The sequence below is a fragment of the Pseudomonas arvensis genome, from assembly GCF_056688935.1.
The window spans coordinates 167,465-188,861 of the sequence record NZ_CP162038.1 but is presented as its reverse complement, the minus strand read 5'-3'; the positions used below and the strand labels follow the sequence as shown (position 1 = coordinate 188,861).

The window sequence follows — 21,397 nt, the reverse complement described above, 5'->3', positions numbered from 1 at the left end:
CGGTTCAAGGAATACGTGGCGGGGAGGCAACTGCGGCAGCATGCGATGATCGACTGCCACAGCGTTCCCGGTCACTACGAATAACCATGTGAAACACGCAAAGGGTCAGCGCTCTCGTGCCCTTTGCGTTTACAGCCATGCCAAACCGGGGCTTAGATGCCCAGGCAGAGGTATTTGATTTCCAGGTAATCCTCGATCCCGTACTTGGAGCCTTCACGGCCCAGGCCCGAGGCCTTGATGCCGCCGAATGGCGCCACTTCGTTGGAGATCAACCCGGTGTTGACGCCGACCATGCCGTATTCCAGCGCTTCAGCCACACGGAACACGCGGCCCAGGTCGCGGGCGTAGAAGTAGGACGCCAGGCCGAACTCGGTGTCGTTGGACATCGCGATCACTTCGGCTTCGTCTTTGAAACGGAACAGCGGCGCCAGTGGGCCGAAGGTTTCTTCCTTGGCGACGGCGGCGTTTTTCGGCACGTCGACCAGGATGGTCGGCTCGAAGAAGTTGCCTTCCATCACCTTGCCACCGGCCAGCAGCTTGGCGCCTTTGCTCAGGGCATCAGCGATGTGCTCCTGAACCTTGGCCACGGCTTTTTCGTCGATCAGCGGGCCCGTGGTGGTGCCGTCTTCCAGACCGTTGCCGATCTTGAGCTTGGCCACGGCCACTTTGAGTTTTTCGGCGAACGCGTCGTACACCGAATCCTGGATATACAGGCGGTTGGCGCAGACGCAGGTCTGGCCGTTGTTGCGGTACTTGGAGATGATCGCGCCTTCCACGGCCTTATCCAGGTCCGCGTCGTCGAACACAATGAACGGCGCGTTGCCGCCCAGTTCCAGGGAGACTTTCTTGATGTCCTTGGCGCATTCGGCCATCAGTTGGCGACCGATTTCGGTCGAGCCGGTGAAGGACAACTTACGCACGATCGGGTTGCTGGTCAGCTCGCCGCCGATGTCGCCAGCGCTGCCGGTAACCACGCTCAACACACCTTTCGGGATGCCAGCACGGTGCGCCAGCTCAACCAGGGCCAGGGCCGAGAACGGAGTTTGCGACGCAGGCTTGATCACCATGGTGCAACCAGCGGCCAGGGCCGGGCCGGCTTTACGGGTGATCATGGCAGCCGGGAAGTTCCACGGAGTGATGGCAGCAGTCACGCCGATAGGCTGCTTGATCACGATCAGGCGCTTGTCGGGCTGGTGGCCGGGGATCACGTCACCGTAGATGCGCTTGGCTTCTTCAGCGAACCACTCGATAAAGGACGCGGCGTAGACGATTTCGCCCTTGGCCTCAGCCAGCGGCTTGCCTTGTTCGAGGGTCATCAGGCGACCGAGGTCGTCCTGGTTTTCGATCAGCAGTTCGAACCAACGGCGCAGCTTGTTGGCGCGCTCCTTGGCGGTCAGTGCACGCCAGGCCGGCAGGGCCTTGTCGGCGGCTTCGATGGCACGGCGGGTTTCCGCGGCGCCCATCTTTGGCACGGTGCCGAGAATCTCGCCCGTGGCAGGGTTGTTGACCTTGATGGTTTGACCATTGTCCGCATCGACCCAAGCGCCATCGATAAAGGCTTGCTGGCGGAACAACTGGGTATCTTTGAGCTGCATGTCGGCTTTCCTTAACAGCACCGCGCGCACGCGGAGCGAATTAGAGTTGTTGAAAGGCGCCTTGTGGGCTGCCGTCAGGGAAATCAGCCCCAGCACGCGAGAAAGTTGAATGCGCACGGGAGACAGAGCGTTTGAAATCTCAAACGAATCCTAGGATCAATGGGGGTACAGGGCAATAGTCTGTTCGAAAAAAAGAACGAAAACGGCGCATTTGCCGAATCTTTCGGATCAGCGTAGCCGAGGCAGATTGGCGTGCATTGATCCGAGTTACGCGGCGCAGGGCCTTCGTCAGGCAAATTCCTACCGTTTAAGGACCAAAGACCAGCATGGACGCCCATGGTCGACATGGGTATGATGTCGCCCGCACAAGCATCCGTAGCTCAGCTGGATAGAGTACTGCCCTCCGAAGGCAGGGGTCGTGGGTTCGAATCCCGCCGGGTGCACCAGATACGATGAAAAAGCCCCAGGTCGAAAGGCCTGGGGCTTTTTTGTAGACTGTCGATCAGCCCGATCACTGAGTTCTCACATGAGCGACAGCAGCCAGAACCAACACCCTCCAGCCCCACTAGGTGAAATACTGCTGTTCCAAAGCGGTGATGGTTCAGTTCGCCTGGAGTGTCGCTTTGACAGCGACACCCTGTGGCTATCGCAGGCCATGATTTGTGAGTTATATGGCAAGGCCAAAGCGACTATCAGCGAACATATCAGCCACATCTTTGCAGAGGGCGAATTGGTTGAAAATTCAGTTGTTCGGCTTTACCGAACAACTGCCGCCGACGATAAGCCCTACAACGTCAGATACTTCAGCCTACCGCTGATTCTGGCAGTCGGTTATCGAGTACGCTCCAAGCGAGGTACGCAGTTCCGCCAATGGGCTACGCAGATCTTGCAGGAGTTCTTGGTCAAAGGCTTCGCCATGGATGATGAACGGCTGAAGAACCCTCCCGTGGGGCGTTCATTGGTTCCTGACTACTTTGACGAATTGCTTGAACGCATTCGCGATATCCGCGCCAGCGAGCGACGGGTTTACCTGCGAGTTCGGGAGATTTTCGCAATGGCAGCGGATTACGTGCCATCGAATAGTGAAACGACCGCTTTCTTTCAAATCATTCAAAACAAACTGCACTTCGCGAGTACCGGCCTTACCGCTGCCGAACTGATTGCCCAACGTGTCGACTCGACGCAACCAAATATGGGCCTCACCAGCTTCAAAGGTGATGAGATACGCAAAAGCGATGTCACGATCGCCAAAAACTATCTGCGTGCAGACGAAATTTCCACATTGAATCGCATTGTCACCATGTGGCTGGACTTCGCAGAAGACCAAGCTTTGAGGCGCAAACAAATCTTCCTACGGGACTGGCAGGAAAAACTGGATCAGTTCCTAGCCTTCAATGACCGTGAGGTTTTGCAGGATTCGGGACAGGTCAGCAAGCACGTGGCTGACGACAAAGCGAAAACAGAGTACGAACGTTACAATCAGCAACGCAGGGTATTGAAAGAAGCCAAGGGAGAATCCTTAAACATTGAGGCGCTGCAGGCTATCTCACAGAAGACAAATCAGTGAAGCCGTTCTATAGCTAATCATAGACCCCAGGTCAAAAGACCTAGGGTGTTTGTGGGGCGGCGGCGACGCCCAAAGGCTGAGCAACGTCGGTGAGCACCTCAATCGCTTTGCTGCCAGCGCAAGGCTTCCAGTACAGCTGGTTCTGCGAACACTACCGCATCTAGGCGGCCAAGATCGACATGGTCATGCGCCAGGAGCACCGTGCGGGCGAAAAGCTGTTTGTCGATTACGCTGGCCAGGCCCTGACGATAAACCCGCCTTCGCCAAAAAAGTGGTCAAGCACTTCGATTTCAGCATTGTTCGTGCAGCTCAACACCCGCAGTACCCCAGTGCGCGCGAGTTGGTCGATTACTTCCGAGGAGGATAAACCGACTACTTGCAGACCATCGCTTATTCAACTGGCCGGATTTACAGAATCGCTGTCGTTACTCCGGCTGATCGACGCCAAAGCACGCTCCAGACAGCTGAATTTTATATACTCCTGCTCCAATCTAACGCCTACACCTAGTCGGTTGTCCCGTAACTCATCGAACAGCAAACGCTCATCCGAGTTGAGGCGAGGCAATTCATGTAACGCTTGCCGGGCCTCTTGGCCCCAGACGCCCTCATGGGCAAGGAGCGTTTGGCGGTCCATCAATAACGACTCCACCTGCCAAAACCTTCGTCGCAATTGGTCAAGAATGGCGAACCCGTGGGTATCAATATCCCCCCAGTAATAAATTGTGCTCCGCGACAACCAGCTCGCCCGCCCCAACGCCTCCCAGCCATAGCCTTTGCCAAAGATCACAATGGCAGACGAGAAGCAAGGAAATGCCAGGAAGTTGGTCTCGTTCTCTGTAACGAACACCCGACTGACAGCGATATCCAGTTGAGCAAAACTGGCTGAGTCCAGGGTAATGTCAGGACAGGTCAAGCCTGGAAGCGTGGCCATTTTTTGATCCAGAACGCGAAAGCGGATCCCCGTAGGTTTATCGAGAAAACCGTAGCGAAGAGAAAATTGTGAAGCGCCGCTTTTATAGTGCGAGGCAATGGCCTGCTCGGGCAGGACTCGATCGAAAAGCTCACCCAAGACCCCCTTGTGCCTTTCGATAAATTTGCTATGGATACCTGGGATATCGACCTGCCGCAGGTAGATACCGGGTTTGGGATGCTCGGTTATCCAGGTTACAACCTCCAACAAGGCGGGCCATTGGTGTGCAAGAGTAATGGCCTGTAATGGACGGGCTTCCAGCCAGGCGACGAGCAGCGGCTGACATTGAAGCGTTAAATCAAGCAGGACCTTGAACTCGTTTACCTCATTGCCCTTGCCTACCAGTGCGACGGCTGCCTCCAACGAATCGACCCACACTGCGCCAGGCAAACGTTGCAAGCCTACGACACGATGATTGACCTCTCGCCACTGAATGCGGATACCGACGATAGCACTGAGATGTGCAACCCACTTGCGGACCTCTTCAAACTGTTCACTGAGCTGAACCGCCTCAGGCCCTTTCAGGGATAGCCGCCGTGGTTCCCAGGATTGCCCCGTCACCAGCGGTCGCAGCAAGTCACCACGCAGCCAGAGTCGCTGCATCTGCTTATTCAAGTCTGCCGCTGTGGTCCATTGCATGCTCAAAGCTCGTTCCGGTTCGTCCGATACTCTTCAATCGACAAATTACGCAATTGTGAAGCCTTGCCTCCCTCGTTGCGCACAAAGCCGACGCTGGAAACAAAGGGCTCAATGATGTGAATCTTCTGCAGAGGCGTCACGATCAATAACTGCAGGTTGAGTTGCTCGAACAGCCTCAAGCCATACTCGGCGGACTCATCCGAGCCACGCCCGAACGCCTCATCGATGACCACAAAACGGAACGAGCGCGACCTCACCGCCCCCCACTCCAGACCGAACTGGTAGGCCAGGCTGGCCGCCAGAATGGTGTAAGCCAGCTTTTCCTTCTGCCCACCGGACTTGCCTCCGGAGTCCGGATAATGCTCATGTTCTCGGCCATCCTCGCGCCAGCGCTCACTGGCCGCAAACAGAAACCAGTTGCGCACATCGGTGACCTTGGCAGTCCATTTACGGTCTTGCTCCGCCAAGCCTTCCCGACCACGAAACCGATCAATGATCGTCTTGACCTGCAGGAACTTGTTTTCCGAATACTGCACATCCTCAGAGCCCGTCAATGCACCTTCGGTACAGGCCCGCAGTTGCATCTGGAAGTCGCGAATATCCATGTCTGGGCTCAGTTGCGACTCCAGCACAATGAAGCGCCCGGGGTTATAGTCGATCTGCCCAAGGGATTCATTTATCCGGCCAATCCGCTCCTTGATGGTCTCGCGCTCCCGCGCCAGTTGCCCATTGAAGTTAGCGATCTCATTAAGCGTGTTGACGTTGAGCAGCTCCTTAACGCGCTGTTCAAAACGCGGTAAATCGTCGCGATTGAGTTGCTCAAGCAAATGGCGGTACTCATCGACAGCCTTGAGGTCGGCATCAAATTCGCTGGTTTCCAATTTGTAGGCGTCCTTGAAGGACCCCATGGCCCGGATAATCTTGTCGCGCAAACGCTCCAGCACCTTGGCCTCAGCGTCGACTTGCGCTTGCAGGGCTTCACGCATTTCGCGCTCGGCGTTGTCGCAGGATTCAACAGTCAGAACGCGCTCACCCAAAACCTGAACGCGCAGGGTTTCGAGCCGCAGCCGAGCCGACGCCTCAATCTCCACAAGCAAATTGAGGGTGTCCAACCGCAATGTGCTGGCGGCTTCTTGTTTTGACTCGACGTTACCCAGCTCCCTGTCCAATCGAGACAACTCGTCCTCCGTCTCCTTTAAAAGCGCCTGCATGGATTTCAATTGCGCAGCCAGTGCCAGCAACGCATCACTGGCAGCCTCCAACTGCGCTTTTTCATCCTGCAAGCGCGCCACCAACGTCGCACATTCAGCCCAGTCGATTTCGCGGTACTCGGTAAATTCATGGAGCGCAGCGAGAGCCTCCATCTGTTGACGAAGATGGGCTCGCTGCCTGCCAGCGTCGGAGATATTCGAACCGATATCAGCCAGTTGCTGTTCCAGGCGATCCTTCAGCGCTTCAAGAGTTGTGATCTTTTCTGCGTTGCTCCAGCCCAGGACATACCGGCTGCGGTCATCCAGACGATGTCTGTCATCCTTTTCATGGCGCTCCCCCGCCCCCTTGACCTGGCCCGACAGCGAAAGGGCACGTAGCTCACGCCGGAACTGTTCCGATGTCTCGCAACAGGCATAGTTGAAGCGATAACCCAATTCTCGGACCAACCAGGGGTAGAACGGTGAGTCGGGTTTGACACTGATTTTTTTCACCAGCGACTGCGGGTGTAAATCCGCAGCCTCGGCCTGGCGGCCAATGCGCACCCGAAAATACACCAGACGCCCGGCCAAGTGGGTTCGGTCCACCCAGGCAGCCACTGCAGGGTAATGCTCATCCGGTACCAGCAACGCCAAGCCAAAATTATGCAACACACGCTCTATCGCCCCCTCCCAGGGTCGATGCTCTTCACGTACCTGAAGCAACTCACCCACGAATGGGATCAGGTCTTCGGCAAGCTCAAGCGCCTGGCACATGGACGTGCGCATCTTGATCTGTGCGAGGGGAATATTGCTACGGCGAGCCTTGAGACTGGCTATCTCGCCAACGAGCGCTTCATGCTCACTCCGCCCCTGACGCAGCGATACAGACCATTCGGTAACCTGGTTTTGCAACGTGGCCTCATCGGCCTCCGACTGTTCCCGACGGGCCGATAATTGCTGCCCCAAATGCACAAATTCGTTTTCGTCGCACACCGGGGAGGCTCCGACTGCCTTGAGAAGCTCCGCATGTCTGCGCGCGCGCAGCTGACGCCGTTCGCGCTCATCGTCCTGCTGACGAATTTCGGTAGCCAGTTGCTCCAGACGATCGCCGCCCTGCTCGGACACCGCTTGCTTGAGTGCATCGACATCCAGCCGCTGACGGTCGCGTTGTTCAAGCTGACGTTTCTTTTGCGACGACAGTCGCTGCTGCTCATTGGCCAGCAGCTCAAGCCGACGATCCAGAAAACCGAGTTTGAGTTCCGAAAACCAGGCTTTAAGGGCCTCACGGCAGTCGCGCAGTCGCTCCTGCTCGACACTCAGCCCGTGGTGTTTTTCGCATTCGGCCACCAACGGTTGCAACAACAATTGCTGATGCTTGGCCTTCAGAACTGCTTCATGGGCACGACTCAAATCATCAAAATGTGCAATCAATGCGCCGATGCGAGCAGCGACATCAAACGGTTCAAGCATGTGGCTGCGGACGAACTCGGTCAGGTTGCCCACCGACTTCATCGAAACCGTTTGATGAAACAGTTCCAGCGCCTGTTCGTTATCGATACCAAGGCGCCGCCGAAACCACGCACTGTACTTGGGGAAACTGTCCTGGATATCCGCCCCCCCTGTACGCAACCGTTTACGCAACTGCGGGATGTCCGACCCGAAATCGGCGAAATCTGCGGTAATGCTCAGGTCGCGCTCGATCCCCACATAAAAACGCTCCGGCTGGCCGTGTACATCCTTCATCCAGAACACTTGGGCCAGGGTCACAGTCTGATCGTATCCGGCATTATGGAATACGCCCAAAATCACCGAGTAACTGGTGTGGTCGCGAAGGGCTACGGGTTTAGCCGTGCCCGTGACCTCACTGCGCTCGGATTTGTAATGCCCCAATACGTAGGAACGCAGGCCTCTCTCCTTATTCTCAGCCCCGGCAGCCTTGTTATAGGCGATACGTTGGGTGGGGACCAGAAGCGTCGTGATCGCATCCACCAACGTGGACTTACCAGAACCAATATCGCCGGTCAGCAGGCTGTTTTTACCGTCCGGTAACAGCGACCACACCTTTTGATCGAAGGTGCCCCAGTTGAAGATTTCCAGGCGCTTGAGACGAAAACCGGACAGGCTGTCGTTGCCGATAAAATCCAGTTTCGGAAGCAGTGCATCATTCATGGTTTTTCTCCTGCTCGATATCGGGTGGACCGCTGTAATCGCCAGCCAGGCGCGCCCGGTACTCAGCCAAACGCTTGTCAAAATCCGACAGCCATTGGGCATCCACAAATGCCTTCAATATGCGCCGTACTTCGTAACTCATGGGGCCTCCACTGTTTTTGAGTCGACGCAGAAAACCCAGGTCGACCACCCTGGTAATTTGTGCATCAATCTGGTCGATCAACTTAACTTCGTTGCTGCTGTCAGGTAGAAATACGCGAACCAACTCGACGATTTCATCACGCGTCAACACCAACCGAGTTTCAGCACCGCCGGCGTCGAATTCCGCCAATTTTTTGCGCAACAGGGCCAGCAACAGACTGACCGGGAACGACAGGGGCCGTCGTGCGACCAGACGCGGGATATGAACCGTGGGTTCGTCGACTTCCGGCTCTGGACGACTGCGCAGAAATGCGTAGCCCTCGGCTTCATCCAATATCAATTCCAGGCCCAGTACCGCCACGTAGTCACGCACACGCATTTGCAAATTGAGTAATGCGCCCCACATGCGCTCATCGCCTTCGCGGTAAATCACCCCTTTAAGCAGCGAAACCAGCAGTGTGGACAAGTCCGCCGCCGCGACATCAATGGTTGCCGCCGGCGCAGGTTGCTCTTCGTTCATGCTTCCCTCACAAAAATAATCCTCGCCAGGCGCGCCTGCCGTCTTACATAACCGCCTTCACGCAGCGTTGCGCTCCAGATGATCGGCTCGCTACAGCTGTCATCAATCACCGTGGTAAAGGTTTCGCTGCCCAGATGAAGATAAGCCACCAGCTCAGCCAACCCTTGCTGCAAGGGTTGCAGTTCGATCAATTCATGCAGGGTGATTTGCGAGCGGGTCTGAAACACCTGCCGGATATGATTTGCCAGGCGAGGCAGGTCAACGGTCTGCTCGCTGTAAAGGGCGCTGAAATCCACATCGTCGTTGCCAGCCTGGACAACCAGGCCGGCGAAGTCAGGCTTGACGGTCAACGTATGCAGGGGCCGTTCCATGGGCAATTCGATACGCGCCGCCACGTCGTCCATGTCCATGAACTCACCCGCAGGCGGTTGCTCGCGCACACCCAGCGCCTTGGCCTCCACGCCACGCAAGATGTCCATGATCCGCCGATTTTCCAGCCATACCTGATCATCCAGAAACCGTCGCAATTGCTGGGAAAGCTGAGCCACCATGCGCTGAGTATGCTCGCCAGCCTCAAGCCAATCGTAATGCACACGGCGCGTACGAATATCAGGGTTGAGTTCCATGACCGGCGCCAGGGCCAGCACATGATCGAGCATCTGTGTCAGTTCTTCCTGCCGTCGGCTTGACATCAGAAAGCCCCAGAACGCTCTGAAACTGCGCCCCTGGTCCGAGTCGGAAATTGCATCGCGCTCGCCCATGATCTGCTCCAGCAACGCACCCTTCGCGCCTTCCCACAGGGCGATCCGCTCGCGCACACGCCGGTCCAGCAAACGAAAATTATGTTCCACCTCACGAAAGTCGGCGAGCAGCTCCCGCGACAATTGGGTGAACTGCTGGAAGCGATCCTTGAGTGCAGTGTCGTTCAGTAGCGGCACGTCGCCGCCGGCGATCCGCGCGATCTCCGCGTCCAGTTCGTCCCGGCGCTTGCGCAGTTCGGCGACACGCTTTGCCGGATCGGTTTCGGTGCCTTCGCTCATTTGTTTGAGCAGCTCAAACAGCGTCAGCAACCTCGATTCGGTTCCGACGAAGCCCCGCTCAGCGAGGGTAGCCAACCAGGCGATGGCTTTCTCGGTCGAAGGCGTGAGATCGAACTGAGGCTCATCGTCGTCCTGACGATAAAATTTGCGCAGCCAGCCTTTTTCCGGGCTTGCCCATTCGTTGAGATATTGCAGCGCCGGCTTCGGGAAAGCCTCGTCTTCAAGCTGCCTGCGTAGAGCAAACAGCTCGTCCTCCAGAGCCTCCGCCAGATCGGCGGCGCATATTACCCGGACGTTGGGCGCGATAAAAACACGGTGCAGAAAACTCGCAACCAACGGACCATGATCCGAGCACAACAAACGCCACGCGGGGTGGTGTTTGCGCAAACTTTCAAGGGTGGCGTAATCCATCACTCACCAATTTGCCGTAGGGGTCAAATCGGAACAATGGTGCCAGACTTCAGTATTTTCCAGCCCTAAATCGTACTTACTAGCTGAACGGACAGGTATGGCAACCCGGAGATACAAATGAGCGCCCGAATTTGCACAACCTGCCACGCGAGCCTAATCACTGTTTGTGAAGCGCCTCCAACTTCGCCGGCAAATCCTCCTCGGGAAAACGCTCATGCAACACCAGCAACTGTTCATCCGCCGCCTTGGTTTGCCCCGCTTCACGCAACCGGATAATTTCCCGCAGCCCCTCCTCCAACGAAGGCTGGGCAACCGGTGCGCGCTTGCTCATTTTTGCCATGGACTGATCCGCCATCGCGCCGGCAATTTCAGCCTGAACCGGCGCACTTTCGGCCCTGGGAGCGGCGGCGATGCGGGCCATTGGTGCTGGGGCGGATAACGCCTGAGGTGCCGGCCGTGCAGCTTCTTCGTGCACAGCGGAGAACGTCGCCGTGGAGATTTCCGGTTGCGGCACCGGCTCGCGCATGACCACGCCGATCATCAACGCCAGGCCGGCCACGGTGGCGAATGCCATTTGCCAGCGTGGGCGTTGGCAGGCTTGCAGCCAGCGTTGCCACAGGTTCGGTTGCGGCGCCGGGGCTTCGCGGCGGGCGGTGTTGAGGATGAAGGCGTCGAGGGACGCGGGCGGCTCGACCGTGCTGTGTTGACGAAAATGCTGGAGCAGCTCGTCGTCATTGTCCGGGGTGTGTCGGGAATCAGTCATACAGATACCTCTTCGGCCAGCAGACGACGCAGTTTCTGCAAGGCGTAGCGCAAGCGGCTTTTTACGGTTTCCAGCGGGGCGTTGGTGAGCGTGGCGATTTGTGGCACGTCGAGATCGCCGTGCACGCGCAGCAGGAAGACTTCGCGCTGGTCTTCGGGCAAGGCTTGCAGGGCGGTGTCGAGGCGCGCCTGGTCGCGGCTCAGGCTCAGCTGTTGCTCGGGGCCGGCGCTGTCGTCGGCCTGGGCGTGCAGTTGCTCGTCGTAGCTGTCGTGCAGTGGGTTATGGATGCCGTGCTTGCGCCAGTGGTCGATCAGGCGGTTGCGGGCAATCTGGAACAACCACGTACGAAAACTCGCCCGGCCTTGTGGCTGGGTGCTGCTGCGAATCAGGCTGAGCCAGGTTTCCTGGTAGATCTCCTCGGCCAGTTCGGCCTTGTTGCAGAGGGATATGAGGAAACGGTAAAGGCCCTGGCGATGGCGCGCGTACAAGACTTCGAACGCGGCGGCGTCGCCGGTGCGGTAGCGGGCCAGCAGGGATTCGTCGCTGGGTGGATCATCGGGAACAGCCATGTAAGGGGCGAACTCCTTTTGTAAAGTTAGCGCTGCTCAAAGGTGGGAGGGAGCTTGAACTGGTCAAGTAATCTTGGACACCGATTACGGTTCACGCCGCCAACCTTTCCTTCATGACCGGCGACCGGTAGTCGTTGTAGCTGTGAGGCCTGCTGATGTTGTAGCGAGAGACATAGCGCTGCACGTCTGCTCGGGCCTCATGTTCCAGTTTGTAGCCCGTTTCAGGCACCCACTCTGATTTCAAACTGCCAAAGAAACGCTCCATCGGGGCGTTATCCCAGCACTCGCCTTTACGGCTCATGCTTTGCCTAAAACCCTGTTTGAGCAGCTCGTTTCGAAACTTATGACTGGTGTACTGACAACCTTGGTCAGAATGAAACAACACATTCTGGGGATGGCTGCGTAGCTCAACCGCCATGCGTAGCGCTTCGCAGGTCAGGTTGGCATCAGAAATCATCGAGAACGACCAGCCCACGATCCTGCGAGCGTACAAATCCAGAACGGCGGCGAAGTACATCCACCGCTTGCCGACCTTGATGTAAGTCACGTCGCCACACCACACCTGATTAACCGCCGTCACATCAAATTTCCGCTTGAGCACGTGTGGCGCCACTAAGGCCTCCACGCCCGGCGATTTGTACTTATGGCGCCTGCGCTGACGACTAGCGATGCCAGCTTCGCGCATCAAACTGCGAGCCATATAACGTCCGATACGATGCCCTTTGGCTTGTAGCTCCTTGGACAATGTACGTGCGCCGGCCGACTCTCTGGACGCCTTGTGGTGCCTGACCAGCGCGGCCTTGAGCTTGTCCCGTTCAGGATTTGCTCTGCCTTGGCGCTGGCGCCAAGCGTAGAAACTACTGCGGTTGACCCCGAACGCCCGGCAACACCTTTTAACGCCGTACTGCTCGTCCAGCTCATCGATCAACGTGAATGATCTTTGGCGTCCAAAAGCAGGAGAGCACTGGCCTTTTTTAGGATTTCGATATCCAGGTCTTTCTCTCTGAGCAGAGCTTTGAGCCTCTGGATTTCTCGTTGATCAGCGGTAATCGCCTTGGCCCCTACGGGAGTCGAGCCCAAGCGTTCTTTTTGCACTTGATCGACCCAGCGACGCAGCGCTGTGGGGCCGATATCCAGGCTGGCACAGACTTCGGTAACTGGCTGACCTTCATCCAACACCATGCTGGCGGCCTTGAGCTTGAACTCACTCGAATAAGATTTACGCATATCCAAACACCTCAAATTTGGGCGCTATCATAGCGCCCGATTGAAGTGTCCAAAATCATTAGGCCAGTTCAGCTTGCTCCCGATGGCGGTTTATCAGTAACCGATGTATTGACTGCTCTAGTGTCATCGGGGGCAAGCCCCCTCCCACATTCAGGGTTTCAGGCTTTGAGCCAGTTCGACCAATTGCACGAATTCATTGCGCAGGCCGAACGGGTCATCGCCCCGCGCCGAGCGGGCCAGTGCTGCGGTGTCCTTCAAGCTCATGTTGCCAGTGTAACGGCCATCGCCCTTGAGCTGTTGGGCGAAGGCGGCTACCGCCGCCGCGAAGCGCAGGTCGTCACTGGCCTTGGCGGCTTCTTGGCTGATGGGCCGCTCGATCAAGCGGCTATCACCGCCTGCAGCAGGCTTGTAGCGCACGCGCAGCATCGCCAGTTCATCGGACTTAGCCTCGACCGCAGGCGCGCTGGCGTAGCGCAACGGCTCCAACCAGCCCTTCTCGCCCTTCGGTACGATTTCGTACAGCGCGGTCACGGTATGCCCTGCGCCAATTTCGCCGGCGTCGACCTTGTCGTTGTTAAAATCCTCACGCTTCAAGGCGCGGTTTTCGTAGCCCAGCAAGCGATATTCGCTGACCTGGGCCGGGTTGAATTCCACCTGCAGTTTCACATCCCGCGCCACCACGGCCAGGGTGGAACTGAGTTGGTCCACCAGCACTTTGCGGGCTTCGCGCAGGGTGTCGATGTAGGCGTAGTTGCCGTCGCCCGCATCGGCCAGTTGTTCCATCAGGTGTTCGTTGTAGTTATCCACACCGAAGCCGAGGGTGGTCAGCGAGACGCCGCTTGTACGCTGCTCGGCAGCCATCTGCTTGAGGCTGTCGAAGTCGCTGATGCCCACATTGAAGTCACCGTCGGTGGCCAGCAGGATGCGGTTGATGCCCTTGTCGATATAGCCTTCACGGGCCATCTGATAGGCCAGTTCGATGCCGGATGCGCCTGCCGTGGAACCGCCAGCAGTGAGTTGATCAATGGCATTGCGGATCTTGGCCTTGTCGCGCCCCGAGGTGGGCTTGAGCACCACGCGGGATTCACCGGCATACACCACCAGCGAAACCCGGTCCTGATCACGCAACTGATCCACCAGCAATTTCAGCGTACCTTGCACCAACGGCAAGCCTTCGCGGCGGTCCATGGAACCGGACACGTCCACCAGGAACACCAGGTTGGCCGGCGCCAGCTCCGCCACGGCACGGTCGGACGCCTTGATGCCGATGCGTAGCAGTTGGGTGTGCGGGTTCCACGGTGTGGCAGCGAGTTCGGTGGTTACGCCAAACGGTGAGCCGTCGCTGGGCAGTGCGTAGCTGTAGGGAAAGTAGTTGACCATTTCCTCCAATCGCACAGCGCCTTCGGGCGGCAGGCTGCCTTGGTTGAGGAAACGTCGTACGTTGGCGTAGCTGCCGGTGTCGACATCGACGCTGAAGGTGGAGACCGGTGTTTCGGCCACACGGTGCACCGGGTTGTCCGGCAGGTTGGCGTATTGCTCACGGGGTTCGCTGCGGTAGTCCATCGCCACCGACTCCTGCATCCGCATCGGTGCGGGCATAGCCATGCGTTTGACCAGTGCGCCTTGCATCGGCGCGCTTTGCAGCTCGGCGACGGGGGCGGCCGGTTCGGCCAAATCGGGGGAAGAGGACGACTCACACCCAGCCAGCGCCACCAGCACGGTAACGGCAAAACCTTGGGCGGCAGGACGCAGGAAGAGCAGAGGATGGGACATGGGCTGAGCCTCGTGAGTGAATGATCTGTTCACAAGGTCAGACGCGGGGGGTGGGGTGTTCGGGTTAAATCGGCTTCAGATAACACTGCAGACCAATTGTGGGAGGGGGCAAGCCCCTCCCACAGTTGAACCGAGGTTATTGACTCAGTCCGTGCCGTACTTGGGGTTGCGCGGGCCGTATAGGATCCCGGCACGTTGGCCCGGTGACAGCAGGCGTGCACTGGTGATACCGGCAATCGGGTGCGCTGCGTCGGTGGAGCTGTTGATCACCTGCTTGACCGCCGCCGTAATCAACATGCCCACCAGGCCACCGCCGTTGTTGTTGCCTTCCTCGCTGGACGCGCGTGCGGTGCCGGTCCACAAGGTGGTGCCGGTGCGCAGGTCGACCAGTTTGGCCGAAGCGGTCACGGCGGTGTCGCTGGCGATCAGCATGTACTTGGTGCCGTACTCGCTGACGGTGATGTACAGCGCCGCGTCCGCACCAAAGATGTCATGCAGCTTGGTCGGCGCCAGGCCCTGGATATCGTTGGCGGTGGTCAGGCCGTTCTGGCGGAAGGTTTCGTCCACCAGAGCGATCGGCAACACGTAGTAACCGGCTTCGGCCAGCGGGTAGGTCACTTGCGAGACCAGGCTGTACGAGGCCTGCACTTCCGGGGATTCATTGATCGGTGGCAGCACCAGGATCGACTTCGGCCGCGCCTGTTTATACGCCGTGTAATCCACGGTCTTGGGCGTCGCACAACCGCCGAGCAACGCCAGGGCCAGCAAGGCGCCAGTGAGTTTTAACAGGCTCATTTGGTGGCCACTCCGGTCTTGGCGTTTTTCAGCAGAAAGTCCATGTAGGCGGCGGACTCAGGGAACAGTGCTTTCTCGGTGCGGAACTCCTGCACCATCTGATCATCCTTGCCCATGCTCAGATACAGCATGCCCAGGTGCGCGTGGTAACCCGGCGGCGCCTTGCGGCCACTGGCGTTGATCTTTTGCAGATCGCGTTCCAGTGCCTCGACCTGCGCTTCCTTGGGCTCGCCCTTGAAGTACTCATAAACCTGCGGCTGGTAGCTTTCCCATTGATACAGGGGTTGGGGCGCCGTGTGGCACCCGGCGACTGCCGCGATTGCTGTCAGCATCAGCGCCAACTTCACTGCCTTGCTCATCCGTGTACTGCTCCTTGAGGTGTTGCTGATCAGTTGCGCGGGTTCCAGGCGCCGGCGTTGATGCCGTCGACCAGGCGGTTGATCGCTTCGCGCATGGCCAGGTCCAGGACCTTGCCATTGAGGGTGGAGTCGTAGCTGGCGGTGCCGCCGAAGCCGACCACTTCACGGTTGGACAGCGCGTATTCACCGGCGCCCTGGGTGGAATACACCACTTCGGAGGTGCTGATGTTGACGATATTCAGCGCAACTTTGGCGTAGGCCACTTGGGTTTTGCCACGGCCGAGGATGCCGAACAGCTGGCGGTCGCCGGTTTCTTTGCGGCCGAACTCGGTCACGTCGCCGGTCACTACGTAGTCAGCGCCCTTGAGCTTCTGCGCGGTGCCTTTGATCGCGGCTTCCTGGGAGATTTCGCCCATGTTGTCGCGGTCCAGCACGCTGAAGCGGTTGGTTTGCTGCAGGTGGGTGATGAGGATGGTCTTGGCCTGGCCGCCGAGACGGTCAACGCCATCGGAGAAGATGCCGCGCATGTAGCTGGAGCGGTTGTCGAACTTACCCACGGCAATCGGCACGCGCACGCCAGAATAGGCAACGTGGGCGCTGGCAACCTGCTCCACCGGCATGGCGCGATTGCTTTCGGTGGCGCAACCGGCCACGGTCAGCAGCGCTGCGGCGGTGAGGCCTGACAGCAGGATTTTGGAGAGTGCTTTCACGTAGTGCTCCTGGGGTGATAAATCGGTAGTAGACAGCATTAACGAGAGGGAATGGCGCGCAGGTCATCGACGATGTCGCGACTCAAAACGCCGGTATAAAAACGCTCGACGCTGGAGTTACCGGAGTTGGTGATGATACCGCCCATGGTCCTCCACTTTTGTGCTTCACCCATCACACCGGCGGGCACAAGGTTGTTACGCGTCTTGGCAAAATGCAGCACCTCGCCAGCCCCCTTCTTGACCTTGACCTGATAGCTGAAATCGACAGCGGCCAGAATGGTGTTGTCATCCACGATCAACGTCGCGAGGCCACCTTTGGAGTCAGGGATATGGCGCGTATAGACGATGCTCACGTCCAACAGGTAATCGGCCTTTTCCTTGCTGGTCGCATAACGCTTGGCGCTGAGCAGGCGGTCGACCAGATCGACGCCCAGTTGCTGGCGCACCTTGTCATCCGGCAAAAAACGCTCGTTCTTGCCCACCACTTCAACATCAAAGGTATCGAGCCAGTAAGTGGCCGTCTTGGGAATAGTCACCGGCGCCGGAGAAATATAGTACTCCGGCTTGGAGGCGCAGCCCGCCATCAGGCAGGCAACGAGGAATACGGCAAACGCGCGCATGTCTGAATTCGTCCCTGAAAAGTATCGTGCTTTAAACAATCGCGGCATTTTACGGGGTTGAGAGGGCTTCTCAAGTGCTTTCGGTCGCCTGCGTGCGCCGCCGCACATTTCTCAAGTTGTGTACCATGCGGTCGAGACACTGTGTTGGGTCTGTTTATTAATAGGGATATTGCGTGTTTAAAGTTTTTCTCCGGGCTTCGGCCCTGCTCGCCGCGCTGTCGATGACCGGCTGCGTTTCCTACACCGTCACCGGCCCTATCGCCGCCCCGCTCCACCCCGTAGCTGTCAGCAGCCCGCGCAGCGCGCAAATTGCTGATGTGGCGGTGAGCGCCGCCGACGTCAATGAGGCCAACAAGGCTGCCATCAGCAGCTCCCTGACGGCCCAGATCACCCAGTACGTGCGCACGGCGGGTTACTTCAAGCAAGTTACTGAGTACCCGGTACGCCTGGGCGAGCAGGATGTGACACTCAAATTCAACATGACCGCCCTCAAAGGCCATCGCGCACCGCACCCGGCGTACGTCCCCGGCGCGCTGCTGACGCTGACCATCTGGATCTGGGTCAACGGCCCGATTTACGTGGACAGCTTCGAGGTGGCCGGCGACCTGGTGATTGTCGACCGCACTGGTAAAGAGCTGGCCAAGGCCAAGGACTCGATCAAGTTCGAGCACAACGTCGGGCTTTACAGCGGCCAATATTGGGCGCCTTCAATGGGCGGCCAACAGCTGACCAAACTGGTCGGGCAATTGCTCGACACCGCCACTGCCAACCTGGCCAAACCGTAATTAAAGGAAGCGAAACATGAAAGGATTGATCAAACACAGCCTGGTACTCGCAGCGGTCTTGCTGACCGGTTGCGTGTCCTACTCGCAGCACGAACTGCCAGCCGTACAGACCTGGCCACCGACCGCCAACGCACCGGCGCAAAAGCCCACGGCGTATGTGCACACCACCGCGCAGAACCACGTCAACGGCGGCCCGGGCAACGCAGCCGTCGGCGCCCCGGTGGTGATGTGGGAAAAGGCCGTGGCCGATTCGTATCGTGACTCCCAGCGCTTTTCGCGGGTGAGCACCGACAAGGTCGACTCGGACATCTACGTGGATGCCACGCTGCACAACAATGAGGAATACAGCCCGGTGTCGGCGTTTATCACCGGTTTCACGTTCTTCGTTATCCCGACCACGGCGAAAAACATCTTCACCCTGGAGACAGTGTTCAAGGACAAGGATGGCAAGGAACTGGGCCGCGTCAAAAAGAGCGAATCGGTGCGCACCTGGATGCATCTGGTACTGATCGTGGGCCTCCCGTTCCAGAGCGACACACGGGAAGTGGTCGAGGCGTTGACGCGCAGTACGCTGGATGAGGCGGTGCAGCGCAAGTTGCTGTAACCCCGCCCCTGTAGGAGCGAGCTTGCTCGCGAAAAACCAGAGAACACCGCAGGCATTCAGCATGCCTGCGGTATCGCTACCGGCCTCCGCTCACTTGATCAGGTCAGGTTGAGTGGTCTTGAGCATCGCTGCGCTCACCGCGCCCTGAACCGAGCAGGTGATCATGCCATTGCTGGTCTTGGCCAGGTCACCGGGTGCGGGCTCGACCATCAAGATGCGTTCGGCCGTATCGGTGACCAGCTTGCCCGCGTTGTCATCGCCGCCTTCCGGCACCCAGGCTGATTGCTTGTGCGACCAGATCTGCGCACGCGCGTAGATACCGTTGGCTTTCTCCAACGCCGTACCCGGTACTTTACTCAGCTGCGCGTAAAGCGCGTCGGGCGCCTGCTCGGTGTAGAAACCCCAGTTGATGATGCGCGAGCCCATCAGGTCCTGGTCTTCGGCGAAAAAGCCGGTCAAGGTCATACCGTCAAGCGTCAGTGGCGTGTCGAACATCCAGCGCTGGCCCATATCGGACTTTGTGCCGCCGCTGAGCGTGATCTTGCCGTTCGCCAGCTTATGGGCAACACGCTCCTTGAGCCCTGCCTGGCTTACCACCGCCAGGGAGTTCTGGTCGCAGGCGAGAAAATTTTGCAGGGCAGGCGCCGCAGCGAAGCTGCTGGTGCAGGTCGCCAGTGCAGTGAGTGAGATAAACAGACAATACAGTTTCATTGACAGCTTCCTTGGGTCTAAATAATTGCGGGCCGGAAAGGTCAGGCGCATAGCGGGGGATTTGCGTCCATAAGATGCCACTCCGGCTTATTGTGGAAAAGGGACTTGAAGCATTTGAGGAGAAGAGCCGTGACCGCCAACTGCGCGCTTTAGAACGAAAAGCGCGCAAGCTGGGGATGCAACTGGTCAAGGCAGATTGATTTTTTAAGAGCAAAAACAATGGGTTATATTTTGTTTGATAAGAGCTTGCTCCCGTTGGACTGCGCAGCAGTCCCATTCTTTGTGAACAAGGAACGGACCACCTATATCGCAGCCCAGCGGGAGCAAGCTCCCTCGCCACAGGTACGGCGTTCGTCCTTAACTGACTGGCAATAGGGCAAGCCCCCTCCCACATTGGATCGGGTTTACAGCCTTAGCTGGCGTCTTTGCTTTGGGTTGCGCCAGGCACGAGGGTCAACCCTGGCTTTTCCACGTCACGGGAGACATGGGCTTTGACTTCCGATACGCCGCCCTCTTCGTCGTTGTGGATCACCAACACGCCTGGCCGGCGCAGTTGCTCCAGGTCGCCCTCCGCCAGGCTGAAGCTTTCGCTCAGGCGCTTGTCGCTGAGGGCCTTGGCCTCGGCGCGGCGCTGGGCGAATTTGCGCCCCTTGCGTTGCTGGTAGCGCGCCCAGGAGACCAGGATCACGGCGTTGAACAATGCGATCCACAGGTAGATCTGCAAGGTGTTGAGCGCGGCGAAGATCGGCGCCTCGATGCGCGGGCCGCCGTGGGTGTCGAGCATCGAGGTGATCCCACGCGCCAGCAGCCAGACCAGTCCGGCCCAGGCCATCAGGGTCAGGATCACGTCGATGATCCACATCACGGTACTTTGGCGAGTTCTGACCAGTTTCATGATCACGCCTCCTCTTCAACAGGTTTGATACCGCGATCGGGGCTGACCCAACGCGCGCGTTTCTGGTGCTGGTTGAACAGCACTTTGGGGAAACTGACCAACGTGGTGAACAGGCTGACCAGCCAGAACACCATCGGGTACCACACGGTCCAGAACAGGGTTTTCCACAGGTCTTTCTCGTAGCGGCGGTCGATCAGGATGCTGACTGCGAATTGCAGCAGGCACACCATCGCCAACACCAGGCCGGTAAACGCCGGCGGCATCAGTGAGTCCACGGCGATGGCCTGGGGCAGCGGGATGAACTTACCCACGCCCCAAAAGATCACCGAGAGCATGAAGGTGAAGGCCCAGCCGGTGGACAGGCAGTATTCGAACAACAGCGGCCACAGGTAGCGGTGACGCCATTGCCAGATGCCACGAATGTTTTTGAACAACACTTCGGCACCACCCTGGGCCCAGCGCAGGCGTTGTTTCCACAGGCCGCCGACGGTTTCGGGCATCAGGATCCAGCACAGTGCGCGCGGCTCGTAGAAGATGCTCCAGTGGTCCAGTTGCAGCTTCCAGCTGACGTCGATGTCTTCGGTGATCATGTCGGTGGACCAGTAGTCGATACGGTCCAGCGCCTTTTTACGGAACGCCACCACCACACCCGACACGGTGAAGATCCGCCCGAATACGCGCTGGGTGCGCTTGATCAAGCCGATGATCGAGGAGAACTCGCCCACCTGCACGCGGCCGATCAAGGTCGAGCGTGTGCGGATGCGTGGGTTGCCGGTCACGGCGCCCAGGCGCGGGTTGTCGAGCATCGGCGCGACCATGTAGGCCGCTGCGTTTTTATCAAGCAGCGCATCGCCGTCGATGCACACCAGGTACTCACTGCGCGCCGCCACGGCGCCCATGCGCAAGGCCACGGCCTTGCCCTGGTTCTGCGCCAGGTGCAGCACCCGCAGGCGGGGATGTTCCAGCGCCAGGGCATCGAGCACGGCGGCGGTGTTGTCTTTGGAACCGTCGTTGACTGCGATCACTTCGATGTTCGTGTACAGCTGACCGAGCGCCGCATGGATGGTGTCGGCGGCGTTATCCCCCTCGTTGTAGCAAGGGATGATGATCGATATCAGCGGGTTGCCGGCCAGAGTCGGCGCCGGGGTGTCTTCTTCCCAAGGCCAGTGGCGCTCCCAGTGCAGCCAGAAGTACAAGCCGCCGGCAATCCACAACGCCGACATGAACAGCGGGTAGAAGAACACGAAGTCCATCAGGAACTGCCCGGTGACCAGGAAGATCAGGCCCAGGGGCACGCCCAAGACCAGTGCCAGCACGAATAAAGCCAGGATTCTGTCGAACATG

At 58.4% G+C, this 21,397-nt stretch carries 20 protein-coding genes and 1 tRNA gene; 4 read left to right on the top strand and 17 right to left on the bottom strand.

Annotation, left to right across the window (positions count from 1 at the left end; translation table 11 throughout):
• Nucleotides 1-152: 152 nt before the first annotated feature.
• Complete coding sequence (gene gabD / locus AB3G88_RS00880) at nt 153-1,595, bottom strand: NADP-dependent succinate-semialdehyde dehydrogenase (protein ID WP_095186318.1); 1,443 nt, start codon at nt 1,593-1,595, stop codon at nt 153-155.
• A 369-nt stretch (nt 1,596-1,964) separates the two neighbouring features.
• Here gabD and AB3G88_RS00875 point away from each other — a divergent pair.
• Both AB3G88_RS00875 and AB3G88_RS00870 read left to right on the top strand, forming a co-directional pair.
• Nucleotides 1,965-2,041, top strand: a tRNA-Arg gene (locus AB3G88_RS00875).
• Between the two features lie 80 nt (nt 2,042-2,121).
• A complete protein-coding gene (locus AB3G88_RS00870) occupies nt 2,122-3,162 on the top strand; it encodes a virulence RhuM family protein (RefSeq protein ID WP_480452800.1) in 1,041 nt (346 codons plus the stop codon).
• Between the two features lie 394 nt (nt 3,163-3,556).
• Here the strand turns inward: AB3G88_RS00870 and AB3G88_RS00865 are convergent, their stop codons facing one another.
• The 13 genes from AB3G88_RS00865 to AB3G88_RS00805 all read right to left on the bottom strand — a co-directional run bounded on the left by AB3G88_RS00865 (nt 3,557) and on the right by AB3G88_RS00805 (nt 17,058).
• Nucleotides 3,557-4,771: a DUF3322 domain-containing protein gene (locus AB3G88_RS00865; protein ID WP_400526117.1), complete on the bottom strand. Its 1,215-nt coding sequence runs from the start codon at nt 4,769-4,771 to the stop codon at nt 3,557-3,559.
• Nucleotides 4,772-4,773: 2 nt separating this feature from the next.
• Nucleotides 4,774-8,130, bottom strand: a complete 3,357-nt coding sequence (locus tag AB3G88_RS00860) for an ATP-binding protein (protein ID WP_480452797.1) — start codon at nt 8,128-8,130, stop codon at nt 4,774-4,776.
• Nucleotides 8,123-8,791 carry a DUF4194 domain-containing protein gene (locus tag AB3G88_RS00855; protein WP_158876543.1) on the bottom strand — a complete coding sequence of 223 codons (669 nt, stop codon included), beginning with the start codon at nt 8,789-8,791 and terminating at the stop codon, nt 8,123-8,125. Before AB3G88_RS00855 ends, AB3G88_RS00860 begins: the two co-directional genes overlap by 8 nt.
• On the bottom strand, nt 8,788-10,242 hold the full coding sequence (locus tag AB3G88_RS00850; protein ID WP_158876541.1) for a DUF3375 domain-containing protein: 1,455 nt from the start codon (nt 10,240-10,242) through the stop codon (nt 8,788-8,790). The genes AB3G88_RS00855 and AB3G88_RS00850 overlap by 4 nt, the downstream gene beginning before the upstream one ends.
• 157 nt (nt 10,243-10,399) lie before the next feature.
• Nucleotides 10,400-11,005, bottom strand: coding sequence for a hypothetical protein (locus tag AB3G88_RS00845; protein WP_480452794.1), 606 nt, complete (start codon nt 11,003-11,005; stop codon nt 10,400-10,402).
• Complete coding sequence (locus tag AB3G88_RS00840; RefSeq protein WP_099584347.1) at nt 11,002-11,574, bottom strand: RNA polymerase sigma factor; 573 nt, start codon at nt 11,572-11,574, stop codon at nt 11,002-11,004. Before AB3G88_RS00840 ends, AB3G88_RS00845 begins: the two co-directional genes overlap by 4 nt.
• A 91-nt stretch (nt 11,575-11,665) precedes the next feature.
• Nucleotides 11,666-12,502: an IS3 family transposase gene (locus AB3G88_RS00835; protein ID WP_400530991.1), complete on the bottom strand. Its 837-nt coding sequence runs from the start codon at nt 12,500-12,502 to the stop codon at nt 11,666-11,668.
• Entirely contained in the window at nt 12,499-12,801 is a 303-nt protein-coding gene (locus tag AB3G88_RS00830) for a transposase (RefSeq protein ID WP_014717988.1), read from the bottom strand. The genes AB3G88_RS00835 and AB3G88_RS00830 overlap by 4 nt, the downstream gene beginning before the upstream one ends.
• Nucleotides 12,802-12,951: 150 nt before the next feature.
• Entirely contained in the window at nt 12,952-14,574 is a 1,623-nt protein-coding gene (locus AB3G88_RS00825) for a vWA domain-containing protein (RefSeq protein WP_480452792.1), read from the bottom strand.
• 144 nt (nt 14,575-14,718) lie between these two features.
• Complete coding sequence (locus AB3G88_RS00820) at nt 14,719-15,369, bottom strand: DUF799 domain-containing protein (RefSeq protein ID WP_099584345.1); 651 nt, start codon at nt 15,367-15,369, stop codon at nt 14,719-14,721.
• Nucleotides 15,366-15,728: a DUF4810 domain-containing protein gene (locus AB3G88_RS00815; protein ID WP_032884856.1), complete on the bottom strand. Its 363-nt coding sequence runs from the start codon at nt 15,726-15,728 to the stop codon at nt 15,366-15,368. The genes AB3G88_RS00820 and AB3G88_RS00815 overlap by 4 nt, the downstream gene beginning before the upstream one ends.
• A 29-nt stretch (nt 15,729-15,757) precedes the next feature.
• Nucleotides 15,758-16,477 (bottom strand): CsgG/HfaB family protein, encoded by a 720-nt coding sequence (locus AB3G88_RS00810; RefSeq protein WP_244653407.1) that lies wholly within the window; start codon nt 16,475-16,477, stop codon nt 15,758-15,760.
• A complete protein-coding gene (locus AB3G88_RS00805) occupies nt 16,477-17,058 on the bottom strand; it encodes a hypothetical protein (protein WP_480452790.1) in 582 nt (193 codons plus the stop codon). Before AB3G88_RS00805 ends, AB3G88_RS00810 begins: the two co-directional genes overlap by 1 nt.
• Nucleotides 17,059-17,231: 173 nt before the next feature.
• Between AB3G88_RS00805 and AB3G88_RS00800 the strand changes: the two genes are divergently transcribed.
• Entirely contained in the window at nt 17,232-17,843 is a 612-nt protein-coding gene (locus AB3G88_RS00800) for a hypothetical protein (RefSeq protein WP_191947083.1), read from the top strand.
• Between the two features lie 16 nt (nt 17,844-17,859).
• Nucleotides 17,860-18,447 (top strand): hypothetical protein, encoded by a 588-nt coding sequence (locus AB3G88_RS00795; protein ID WP_480452787.1) that lies wholly within the window; start codon nt 17,860-17,862, stop codon nt 18,445-18,447.
• Between the two features lie 90 nt (nt 18,448-18,537).
• On the opposite strand, the gene AB3G88_RS00790 is transcribed toward AB3G88_RS00795, so the two are convergent.
• The 3 genes from AB3G88_RS00790 to pgaC all read right to left on the bottom strand — a co-directional run bounded on the left by AB3G88_RS00790 (nt 18,538) and on the right by pgaC (nt 21,396).
• The gene (locus tag AB3G88_RS00790; protein WP_480452785.1) at nt 18,538-19,158 is read right to left on the bottom strand and encodes a hypothetical protein; all 621 of its coding nucleotides are present in this window, start codon (nt 19,156-19,158) and stop codon (nt 18,538-18,540) included.
• Nucleotides 19,159-19,570: 412 nt separating this feature from the next.
• Complete coding sequence (gene pgaD / locus AB3G88_RS00785) at nt 19,571-20,053, bottom strand: poly-beta-1,6-N-acetyl-D-glucosamine biosynthesis protein PgaD (RefSeq protein ID WP_099584339.1); 483 nt, start codon at nt 20,051-20,053, stop codon at nt 19,571-19,573.
• A 2-nt stretch (nt 20,054-20,055) separates the two neighbouring features.
• Entirely contained in the window at nt 20,056-21,396 is a 1,341-nt protein-coding gene (pgaC, locus tag AB3G88_RS00780) for a poly-beta-1,6-N-acetyl-D-glucosamine synthase (protein ID WP_099584338.1), read from the bottom strand.
• Between the last annotated feature and the right edge of the window lies 1 nt (nt 21,397).

Excerpts from the sequence above, each read along its gene's own strand:
- gabD (WP_095186318.1), bottom strand. The coding sequence starts at position 1,595 with ATGCAGCTCAAAGATACCCAGTTGTTCCGCCAGCAAGCCTTTATCGAT.
- AB3G88_RS00870 (WP_480452800.1), top strand. The coding sequence starts at position 2,122 with ATGAGCGACAGCAGCCAGAACCAACACCCTCCAGCCCCACTAGGTGAA.
- AB3G88_RS00865 (WP_400526117.1), bottom strand. The coding sequence starts at position 4,771 with ATGCAATGGACCACAGCGGCAGACTTGAATAAGCAGATGCAGCGACTC.
- AB3G88_RS00860 (WP_480452797.1), bottom strand. The coding sequence starts at position 8,130 with ATGAATGATGCACTGCTTCCGAAACTGGATTTTATCGGCAACGACAGC.
- AB3G88_RS00855 (WP_158876543.1), bottom strand. The coding sequence starts at position 8,791 with ATGAACGAAGAGCAACCTGCGCCGGCGGCAACCATTGATGTCGCGGCG.
- AB3G88_RS00850 (WP_158876541.1), bottom strand. The coding sequence starts at position 10,242 with ATGGATTACGCCACCCTTGAAAGTTTGCGCAAACACCACCCCGCGTGG.
- AB3G88_RS00845 (WP_480452794.1), bottom strand. The coding sequence starts at position 11,005 with ATGACTGATTCCCGACACACCCCGGACAATGACGACGAGCTGCTCCAG.
- AB3G88_RS00840 (WP_099584347.1), bottom strand. The coding sequence starts at position 11,574 with ATGGCTGTTCCCGATGATCCACCCAGCGACGAATCCCTGCTGGCCCGC.
- AB3G88_RS00830 (WP_014717988.1), bottom strand. The coding sequence starts at position 12,801 with ATGCGTAAATCTTATTCGAGTGAGTTCAAGCTCAAGGCCGCCAGCATG.
- AB3G88_RS00825 (WP_480452792.1), bottom strand. The coding sequence starts at position 14,574 with ATGTCCCATCCTCTGCTCTTCCTGCGTCCTGCCGCCCAAGGTTTTGCC.
- AB3G88_RS00820 (WP_099584345.1), bottom strand. The coding sequence starts at position 15,369 with ATGAGCCTGTTAAAACTCACTGGCGCCTTGCTGGCCCTGGCGTTGCTC.
- AB3G88_RS00815 (WP_032884856.1), bottom strand. The coding sequence starts at position 15,728 with ATGAGCAAGGCAGTGAAGTTGGCGCTGATGCTGACAGCAATCGCGGCA.
- AB3G88_RS00810 (WP_244653407.1), bottom strand. The coding sequence starts at position 16,477 with ATGCTGTCTACTACCGATTTATCACCCCAGGAGCACTACGTGAAAGCA.
- AB3G88_RS00805 (WP_480452790.1), bottom strand. The coding sequence starts at position 17,058 with ATGCGCGCGTTTGCCGTATTCCTCGTTGCCTGCCTGATGGCGGGCTGC.
- AB3G88_RS00795 (WP_480452787.1), top strand. The coding sequence starts at position 17,860 with ATGAAAGGATTGATCAAACACAGCCTGGTACTCGCAGCGGTCTTGCTG.
- AB3G88_RS00790 (WP_480452785.1), bottom strand. The coding sequence starts at position 19,158 with ATGAAACTGTATTGTCTGTTTATCTCACTCACTGCACTGGCGACCTGC.
- pgaD (WP_099584339.1), bottom strand. The coding sequence starts at position 20,053 with ATGAAACTGGTCAGAACTCGCCAAAGTACCGTGATGTGGATCATCGAC.
- pgaC (WP_099584338.1), bottom strand. The coding sequence starts at position 21,396 with ATGTTCGACAGAATCCTGGCTTTATTCGTGCTGGCACTGGTCTTGGGC.